The organism is Brachybacterium sp. GCM10030252 (assembly GCF_042666535.1).
Lineage (GTDB): Bacteria > Actinomycetota > Actinomycetes > Actinomycetales > Dermabacteraceae > Brachybacterium.
In genome coordinates, this window is sequence record NZ_JBHTDM010000005.1 from 163,869 (window position 1) to 173,070 (window position 9,202).

The following is a 9,202-nucleotide window of genomic DNA, read 5'->3' on the forward strand; positions in this document are numbered from 1 at the left end:
TCAGCCCCGCTGCGAGGCGAGCTGCTTCTGCGCGGAGCCCGCCGTGGCCTTGGCGCGCTTCTGGGCCTTGCCGGCCTTCTTCTGCAGGTCCCGCTTGGTGGCGTCGGCCTTCTTCTCCAGCTTCCGCTGCGTGGAGCCGGCCTTCTTCTCGAGCTCGCGCTGCTTGGCGGCGGCCCTCTTCTGGCTGGTCTCGACGAACTTGTTCACCTGGTACCCGAGCGAGGGGCGGCCCTCGTGATCGACCACGGCCAGCAGCACGCCGCCGAGCAGGCCGGCGTCGGTGAGGATCGACTGGACCTCCTGCAGGAGCTCCTCGCCGCGCAGCTCCCACACCTTCTTGCGACCGGCCCAGCCGACCGACGTGGTCAGCAGCAGCGCCGCGGCCGCGGCGCGGGGGCAACGGTTGGTGGCGTACAGGACGCCGGCGCCGGCGGCGACGGCGCCGCTGACCCGGATGATCGTGCGCACGTCCACGAAGTCGGGGGTCGAGGACTTGGCCAGAGCGGAGTCGACCGCCTCGAACGCCTCGGGGTAGACATCGATCTCGCGCTCGGGGCGCTGGGCGGTGCGCACGCCTTCATAGATGAAGGGAGCGGCGAGCAGGGGACGGGCGATACGGCGGACCAGGGCCATGGTGTCCTCACGATCTTGACGAGTGTCAGCAGGTCCGGTGACCGATGTCGGGCAGGTCACCGACGTCCAGACTACCGCGCAGGGAACAAGCGCCGCGCCCGGCGCGTTGAACCATCCGGTCCCGACGCGCGCCGCTGGCCCGCGGGTGGCCGCACGGCAGCGATGAGCCGACAGATCGGTAGACATCGGTGGACCCCGACAACGGTCGATGGACGGCGACAGATACCGACACACGACGGCAGGCATCGACACACGACAGCAGACGACAACCGGCGACGACAGACGACAGCAGACGACAACAGACCAGGCAATGCGCGAAGGCGACCCCGGCGCAGGGAAGGCGGACGATGACTGCACTGCTCACACAGGCCCCTGCCCGCCGTTCTGGCGTAGGTTGGACGGCAATGATCCAGACAGATTCCGCCCCGAGCCCCGACGCGGGCCTCCCGGAGACCCCGACCGCCTCCTCCGCCACCACGGGGCCTGAGGGCGGCGGCGGTACCGCGCCCGAAGCGGCCGGCGACGAGCAGTCCCAGCGCCTCGCGCAGTCCTCCGGTCCCGACGGGGCCGCGGACGCCTTCGACTTCGAGAGCGAGGCGCTGTCCCATCTGGACTCGCTGTACGGCGGTGCCCTGCGGATGACGCGCAACCCGCACGACGCGGAGGACCTCGTCCAGGAGACCTTCATGAAGGCCTTCCGCGCCCGCGACCGCTTCACGCCGGGCACCAACATGCGCGCGTGGCTGTACCGGATCATGACCAACAGCTACATCTCGACCTACCGTCAGAAGCAGCGCCGCCCCCAGGAGGCCTGGAACGAGAACGTCGAGGACTGGCAGCTCGCCGAGGTCGCCTCGCACACCAGCAGCGGGCTGCGCTCCGCGGAGGCCGAGGCGCTGGACCACCTGCCGGACTCCGCGGTCAAGGACGCCCTCAGCGAACTGCGCGAGGACTACCGGCTCGCGGTGTACCTCGCCGATGTCGAGGGGTTCGCCTACAAGGAGATCGCCGAGATCATGGACACCCCGATCGGGACCGTGATGTCCCGGCTGCACCGGGGACGCCGCCAGCTGCGCGACATGCTCTCCGGCTACGCCTACCGCAGCGGCTTCCTGCGCGCGGACCCCTCGGCCGCGGCCGGGGCGGACGATGACACCACCGGCTCGAGAGATCGGGAGGAGGAACGATGACCCAGAACGACATGACCGCGACCGGCGGCACCGATCAGCCCCGCCGCGACCTGCGCTACGGTCTCGAGGAGGCGCTCGACGGCGAGCTGCCCCCCGAGGTGGTGGCACGGATGGAGCGCCACACCGAGGGCTGCCCCGAGTGCGCCGAGGAGTGGGAGCAGGTGCGCCGGATGAAGGAGCTCGTGCGCCGCAGCTGTGCGGATCGCGCGCCGTCCTCCCTGCGCGAGCGGATCGCGGTGCAGTACCGCAGCGTCTCGGTGACCCGGACCACCGACGCCGACGGCAGCACCAGCGTGCGCATCACCACGACCAGTACCCGCCGGCAGCTGCCCGACTGCTGACCCGCGCCGACGACACCTGCGCCGACGGCATCCGCAGACGACAGGAGGCCCCTCCCCGAACGGGGAAGGGCCTCCTGTCAGTTCGCGCCGAGCGCGATCACGGTCAGCTGTTGGGGCGCTTGCCGTGATTCGCGCTGTTCTTGCGGCGAGCCTTGCGCTTGCGTCCTCGCTTGCTCATCACGTTCTCCTTCCTTCGCCCGGCAACCCGATGATTGTGCCACAGCCTCGCTGATCGAGGCGGGCAACGAGGGCCGGGAGGTCACAGCTGAGGGGGAGGTCACTCCGGCCGTGGAAGCGCTCGGGCCCGGAGGCTCACGAGGAGGTGCCCAGCCAGGATCCGAAGCCGCCGTGGAGGACGAGCCAGGCCATCAGCCCGTAGCCGGTCTGGCCGGGGTGGTCACCGGGGGAGCGCGCCACGTCGGACTCCCACTGATCGTGCCCGGAGAGGCCGCTGACCGTGTTCACATAAGGGATCCGGCGCCGCGAGCAGACGTCCTCGAACGCGCCGGAGAGCTCCTGGATCGTGGCGGTGACCTGGGAGTCTCTGCTGGGAGGCGGGCCCACCACGAACGCTGGGATCCGCAGTCGCTCCAGGCCGTCCAGGATCTTGGCGAGGTTCAGCCGGGAACGGGCCAGGGAGATCCCGGCCTCGACGTCGGCGCGGCCCATGGCCAGGACGACGCGGTGGTCGACCCTGCCCTCGGCCTGCGCCGTGAGGTCCATCCGGCGCCTGACGTCCTCGTCCCACCGGTCGGCGAGCTCCGCGGTGGTCTCTCCAGGAAGCGCCGAGGTGAACACGTCGATGCGGTTCTCGGCGCCCTGCTCACTGGCCACGGCACGACCCAGCCACCCCAGGGCGCGAGCATCGCCGATGCCGGCGAGGAGCTCGTCACCGAGCGCGATGACCCGGATCCGGCAGTCCGAATTCGGGGTGGTCGATGTGGACACGGTGTGCACCGGGGCCTCCTGAGGGACGGGAACGTCAACTGTATCGGCGAGGAGGGTCGGGGGCGAACCCGCGGCCCGGTGGCGCCGCTCAGGATTCGAAGGCGCGGGTGAGCAGGTCCTCCTGCTCCTCCTTGTGCGTCGTCGCCGACCCGGTGGCCGGGGAGGCCGACGCCGGACGGGCGACGACCTTCAGCGTGCGCCCCACCTCGACGGCGAAGTTCAGGGCCATGAAGCCCCACGCGCCCTGGTTCAGCGGCTCCTCCTGGACCCACGTCAGCGAGGCCTCGGGATAGGCATCCAGCACCTGGGTGAGCTGCTCCGTGGGCAGCGGGTAGAGCTGTTCGAGACGGACGATCGCGGTATCGGTCAGCTCCTCCTTCTCGCGGCGGGCCGCCAGATCCCAGTACACCTTGCCGGAGGCCAGCAGCACCCGGCTCACGCCGGAGGCGTCGACCGTGGAATCCGCCAGCACCGGCTCGAAGCTGCCGGTGGTGAAGTCCTCCACCGAGCTGACCGCGGCCTTGTTGCGCAGCATCGACTTCGGCGTGAACACGATCAGCGGCTTGCGCGGATCGGTCTTGGCCTGCCGGCGCAGGAGATGGAAGTAGCTGGCCGGGGTCGACGGCATCGCCACCCGCAGGTTCTCCTCGGCGCACATCTGCAGGAACCGCTCGATGCGCGCGGAGGAGTGGTCGGGCCCCTGCCCCTCGTAGCCGTGGGGCAGCAGCAGCACGACGCTGGAGTTCTGCCCCCACTTCTGCTCCGAGGCCGAGATGAACTCGTCGATGACGACCTGTGCGCCGTTGACGAAATCGCCGAACTGCGCCTCCCACAGCACCAGCGACTCCGGGTTCTCCACGGAGTAGCCGTACTCGAAGCCCAGCGCCGCGAACTCCGAGAGCGAGGAGTCGTAGACGTTGAAGCGCGCCTGGTCCTCGGAGAGGTTCGCCAGCGGCGTCCAGGTCTCGCCGGTCTCGTGGTCGATGAGCACGCTGTGGCGCTGGACGAAGGTACCGCGGCGGGTGTCCTGACCGGTCAGGCGCACCCGCCGGCCCTCCATCAGCAGCGACCCGAACGCGAGCAGCTCACCGTAGGCCCAGTCCACGCCGCCCTGGGTGGACATCTGCTGGCGCCGGGCCAGGAGCGCGCCGAGCTTGGGATGGACGGTGAAGGAGTCCGGGACGGCCCCGTGCACCTCGCCGATGCGCTCGAGCACGGAGGCGTCCACGGCGGTCTGGACCGGGCCGCGGTCGCTTCCCGAGCGCTGCGAGGCGGGCAGATCAAGACCCTGCACGCTGGAATCGGGATCGGCGTCCGACCCCGAGCGGGTGGAGGCGAACGCTTCGTCCAGGTGCTCCTGGAAGTTGCGCACCAGGCCCTCGGTCTCCTCCTCGGTGAGGTCGCCCCGTTCGATGAGCGCTTCCATGTACAGCTTGCGGGCGCTGGGCTTCTCCTTGATCAGCGAGTACATCTGCGGCTGCGTCATCGAGGGGTCGTCGCCCTCGTTGTGACCGCGGCGGCGGTAGCAGACCATGTCGATGACCACGTCGCGGTGGAACTTCTGGCGGTAGCGGAAGGCGATCTCGGCGACCCGCACGCAGGCCTCGGGATCATCGCCGTTGACGTGGAAGATGGGCAGCTGCGTCGACTTCGCGACGTCGCTGGAATAGAACGACGAGCGCGAGGAATCCGGCAGCGTCGTGAAGCCGATCTGGTTGTTGATGATCACGTGGATGGTGCCGCCGGTGCGGTATCCGCGCAGCTCCGAGAGGTTCAGCGTCTCGGTGACCACGCCCTGGCCGGCGAAGGCCGCGTCGCCGTGCAGGAGGATGGGCAGCACCGGGAACTCCCCGGGGCGCTCGAGCTGGTCCTGCTTGGCCCGCGTGATGCCCTCGAGAACGGGATTGACCGCCTCCAGGTGCGAGGGGTTCGCCGCGAGATACACCTTGGTCGGCTCCCCGTCGTGGGAGGTGTAGGTGCCCTCGGTGCCCAGGTGGTACTTCACATCGCCGGAGCCCATGGTCTGGCCGTAGTTGCCCTCGAACTCCTGGAAGATCTGTCCGTAGCTCTTGCCGGCCAGGTTCGCGAGCACGTTGAGGCGACCACGGTGGGGCATCCCGATGCAGACCTCGTCGACGTCGTCGTGCGCGGCGCCGTGCAGCACCGCGTCGAGCATCGGGATCACGGACTCCCCGCCCTCGAGCGAGAACCGCTTCTGGCCGACGAACTTGGTCTGCAGGAAGGTCTCGAACGCCTCGGCGGCGTTGAGGCGCTCCATGATGTGGGTGTGCTCGACCTTGTCGAACGGCCGGCGCGGAGTCTCCATCTCCCGCTGCAGCCAGGCGCGCTCCTCCGGATCGGAGATATGCATGTACTCCACACCGATGGTGCGGCAGTACGCGTCGCGCAGGACCCCGAGGATCTCGCGCAGAGTCATCTCGTCCTTGCCGCCCAGCCCGCGGGTGGGGAAGATGCGGTCGAGGTCCCACAGCGTCAGCCCGTACGTCTCGACGTCGAGATCCGGGTGGGTGCGGATCTTGTACTGCAGCGGATCGGTGTCCGCCATCAGATGGCCGCGCACACGGTAGGAGTGGATCAGGTCCATGACCCGCGCGAGACGCTCGGACTTGGAATCCTTGAACGGATTGTCCGGCACCCAGCGGATCGGCTGGTAGGGGAGCCGCAGGGAGGCGAAGACGCGGTCGTAGAAGCCGTCCTTGCCCAGGAGCTTGTCACCCATGAGCTTGAGGAACTCGCCGGAGGCGGCGCCCTGGATGATCCGGTGGTCGTAGGTGGAGGTCAGCGTCATGACCTTCGAGACCGCGAGGTCCGCGAGGGTGGCCGGGCTGGCTCCCTGGAACTGGGCGGGGTAGTCCATCGCGCCGACGCCGACGATCGTGCCCTGGCCCTGCATGAGCCGCGGGATGGAATGGACGGTGCCGATGCCGCCGGGGTTCGTCAGCGACACCGTGGTGTGCGAGAAGTCCTCCATGGTCAGCTTGCCGGCGCGGGCCTTGCGCACCACTTCCTCGTAGGCCTTCCAGAAGCCGAGGAAGTCGAAGCGCTGGGCGGCCTTGATGTTCGGCACGACCAGGCCGCGCGAGCCGTCGGGGCGAGGCATGTCGATGGCGAGGCCGAAGTTGACGTCCTCGCGCTTCAGCAGCAGCGGCTTGCCCTTCTCATCGACATCGAACCCGTTGTTCATGTCGTTGACCTCGGTGATGGCCTCGACCATCGCCCAGCCGATGAGGTGGGTGAAGGAGACCTTGCCGGCGCGGTTGCGCTTGAGGTGGTTGTTGATCACGACGCGGTTGTCGAACAGCAGCTTCACCGGCACGTCGCGCACGGAGGTCGCCGTCGGCACCCCGAGCGACTCGTCCATGTTGCGCACGACGGCAGCGGCCGGGCCGCGCAGCTTGACCCGCTCCGGCTCCTGCAGCTCGACCACGGGGATCTGCGCGGTGGTGGTGGGGATCTTGGCCGGGCGGTCCGACGTGGTCGAGACGGCGGGCTTCTTCTGTTCGTCCTTCGCGGATGCGTCGTTCACGGGAGCAGATTCCTTCGCGGACTGAGAGGGTGCCGCGTTGCTCGCGGCAGGAGGAGTGGGAGCGTCGGAGGAGGGGGCGTCGGACGGCGGGGAGCTCTCGGCCTCGTCGGCCTGCCGGGGCTGCTGCTCGGCCTCGCCGGTCGGCGTCCGCTCGTCGGCCTCTTTCGAGGGGGACGAGTCGGTCTCCTCCGGCGCGCCGGAGGAAGCCTCCGGGGCGGGGTCCGGTGATGTCTCTGCTCGGTGGGAGGAGAAGTACTCCGCCCAACTGGGGTCGACGCTCGAGGGATCTTGCTGCCACTGCTCGCGGAGTGCGTCCACGAGCCATTGATTCGGACCGAACTCCGAGGTCCCGGAGTCCTGTGTCTGCTGTGACACTCTGAGATCGCCAGCCTTCTCACAGTCGAGTGATGCGGATATTGACAGCCTAACGGAGCAGGGCCGATGGATTGGGCCGCTCGCGCGGTCTGCGGGAGATTGACCGCCTGGTCGTGGGTGACATCACGTCGGCGGTCCGACCCGCGGCAGGACCACCCGGATCAGGGACGAGCGGCCGTCCTCGGCGACCTCGGTGCGCGGGTCGTCGAGCACCTCGATCGTGCCGCCGTGGAGCCCGACGGCCCACCGTGCGATCGCCAGTCCCAGGCCGGTGCCGCCGGAGCTGTCCGCGTAGCCGCCGCGCTGGAACCGCTCGAACACGCGCGAGCGGTCCTCGCGGGCGATGCCCGGTCCTTCGTCGTGCACGTCGATCCGCACGCCGGCGTCGTCGCCGGTGGGCGCTGCGCGGATGTGGATGCGTCCGCCGGCGGGGGAGTGCCGCGCCGCGTTCTCGAGGAGGTTGTGGATCACCTGGTGGATGCGAGCGGCATCGGCGGTGACGGTCAGATCCGGCGGCTCGACGTCGACGATCCACCGCGCGTCACGGCCTCCGGAGGCCAGCGCCGCCGAGTCGACCACTTCGTGCAGGAACGGGGTGAGCTCGATGTCCTCGAGGTCGAGATCGACGACGCCGGCGTCCAGCCGCGAGAGGTCCAGCAGATGGTCGACCAGGAGGGAGAGGCGCTCGGTCTCGGTGAGCGCGACCGACAGCGCGGCCGGGTCCGGCTCGGTGACTCCGTCCACGATGTTCTCGAGCTGAGCGCGGAGCCCGGCGACGGGGGTGCGCAGCTCGTGGGAGACGTTCGCGACGAGGTCCCGTCGCATCCGGTCGGTCTCCTCCAGCTCCGAGGCCATGGTGGAGAAGGCCGAGGCGAGCTGCCCCACCTCGTCCCGGCTGGTGGCGCGGATGCGCTGGGTGTAGTCGCCGCGGGCCATGGCCCGGGCGGCGGCGGTCATCTCCCGCAGCGGGGACGTCATGCCGCGGGCCAGCAGCTGGGTGACGACCAGAGCCGCGATCACGACCAGCGGGATGGCCAGCAGCGGCTCGATGCCGGCCCGGATGCTGACCTGGGTCAGCAGCGCGGCGGCGGTGACGACCACGCCCACCAGGACCCCGAGCTTGACCTTGAAGGACCGGAAGCTGTCCAGCGGGCGCACATCCAGCCGGTCCGGCACGCGTCTGCGCTGCGGGTGCGCGGAGCCCGGGTCCGCGCCGTCGTGCTCGGAGCTCACGATGCCGGGTGCGACTCGTCAGGTCCGGACTCGTCGGCCGGGTCCGCGGCGGCTGAGTCCTGGTCCCGGTCGTCCCCGGCGTCACCGCCGTCCGGATCCTCCTCGTCGTCCGGGATCTCCAGCGCGTAGCCGACGCCGTGGACCGTGCGGACCAGATCGGCGCCGAGCTTTCGCCGTAGCGCCTTGACGTGGGAGTCGACCGTCCGCGTGCCGGTGGCATCGACCCAGTCCCATACGTCGGCCAGGAGCTGCTCGCGGGTCAGCACCGTGCCCGGGGCGTTGGCCAGGCACAGCAGCAGGTCGAACTCGGTGGGCGTGAGGTGGGCGGGCACGCCCGCCCGCATCACGCGGCGGCCGGCCCGGTCGATGACGAGGTCGCCGAACTGCAGGGCGACCTGCTGCTCGCTCTCCGTGGTCGCCGGCGCCGCGGCGCGGCGCACCCGTCGCAGCAGAGCCTTCAGACGGGCGGCGAGCTCGCGCATGGAGAAGGGCTTGGTCATGTAGTCGTCCGCGCCCACACCGAGACCGACGAGCATGTCGGTCTCATCGTCCCGGGCGGTGAGCATGAGCACCGGGACGGGTTCGTCGGCCTGGATGCGCCGGCACACCTCGAGGCCGTCGAAGCCGGGCAGCATGACGTCCAGGACCACCACGTCCGGGCGCACCTCGGCGACCGTGCGCACGCCCGAGGGGCCGTCGAAGGCGGTGGAGACCTCCCAGCCCTCCGCGGTGAGGCGGTCGGCGATGGCGCGGGTGATCGTCATCTCGTCCTCGATCACCACCACGCGCACGGGCGAGGAGGGAGCGGATGATGCCTGGTCCGGGGTCGACATGGGTATCTCCTATGTCAAGCGGCTTGCGGGATGCAAGTCGTTGAGGTGGGGTTCAGTGAGATCGGGGTGTTCATGAGTGCTGCGGCGTGGGCACGGGTAAGA

Annotated in this window: 8 protein-coding genes; 2 read left to right on the forward strand and 6 right to left on the reverse strand. The window is 69.8% G+C overall.

Annotated features, from left to right (window positions below; all coding sequences use genetic code 11):
* Complete coding sequence (locus tag ACFQRJ_RS04795; RefSeq protein WP_377017593.1) at nt 1-633, reverse strand: hypothetical protein; 633 nt, start codon at nt 631-633, stop codon at nt 1-3.
* Nucleotides 634-1,037: 404 nt separating this feature from the next.
* Here ACFQRJ_RS04795 and ACFQRJ_RS04800 point away from each other — a divergent pair, with 404 nt between their 5' ends.
* Nucleotides 1,038-1,823: a sigma-70 family RNA polymerase sigma factor gene (locus ACFQRJ_RS04800; protein WP_377017596.1), complete on the forward strand. Its 786-nt coding sequence runs from the start codon at nt 1,038-1,040 to the stop codon at nt 1,821-1,823.
* Nucleotides 1,820-2,164, forward strand: a complete 345-nt coding sequence (gene rsrA, locus ACFQRJ_RS04805; protein ID WP_377017598.1) for a mycothiol system anti-sigma-R factor — start codon at nt 1,820-1,822, stop codon at nt 2,162-2,164. The genes ACFQRJ_RS04800 and rsrA overlap by 4 nt, the downstream gene beginning before the upstream one ends.
* 103 nt (nt 2,165-2,267) lie before the next feature.
* Here the strand turns inward: rsrA and ACFQRJ_RS04810 are convergent, their stop codons facing one another.
* The 5 genes from ACFQRJ_RS04810 to ACFQRJ_RS04830 form a co-directional block, all read right to left on the reverse strand.
* Nucleotides 2,268-2,342: a 50S ribosomal protein bL37 gene (locus ACFQRJ_RS04810; protein WP_377017627.1), complete on the reverse strand. Its 75-nt coding sequence runs from the start codon at nt 2,340-2,342 to the stop codon at nt 2,268-2,270.
* A 134-nt stretch (nt 2,343-2,476) separates the two neighbouring features.
* A complete protein-coding gene (locus ACFQRJ_RS04815; protein ID WP_377017601.1) occupies nt 2,477-3,121 on the reverse strand; it encodes a GDSL-type esterase/lipase family protein in 645 nt (214 codons plus the stop codon).
* Nucleotides 3,122-3,200: 79 nt separating this feature from the next.
* Nucleotides 3,201-7,034 carry a multifunctional oxoglutarate decarboxylase/oxoglutarate dehydrogenase thiamine pyrophosphate-binding subunit/dihydrolipoyllysine-residue succinyltransferase subunit gene (locus ACFQRJ_RS04820; protein ID WP_377017603.1) on the reverse strand — a complete coding sequence of 1,278 codons (3,834 nt, stop codon included), beginning with the start codon at nt 7,032-7,034 and terminating at the stop codon, nt 3,201-3,203.
* A 123-nt stretch (nt 7,035-7,157) separates the two neighbouring features.
* Nucleotides 7,158-8,267: a sensor histidine kinase gene (locus ACFQRJ_RS04825; protein ID WP_377017605.1), complete on the reverse strand. Its 1,110-nt coding sequence runs from the start codon at nt 8,265-8,267 to the stop codon at nt 7,158-7,160.
* The gene (locus tag ACFQRJ_RS04830) at nt 8,264-9,100 is read right to left on the reverse strand and encodes a response regulator transcription factor (protein ID WP_377017607.1); all 837 of its coding nucleotides are present in this window, start codon (nt 9,098-9,100) and stop codon (nt 8,264-8,266) included. The genes ACFQRJ_RS04825 and ACFQRJ_RS04830 overlap by 4 nt, the downstream gene beginning before the upstream one ends.
* Nucleotides 9,101-9,202: the final 102 nt, after the last annotated feature.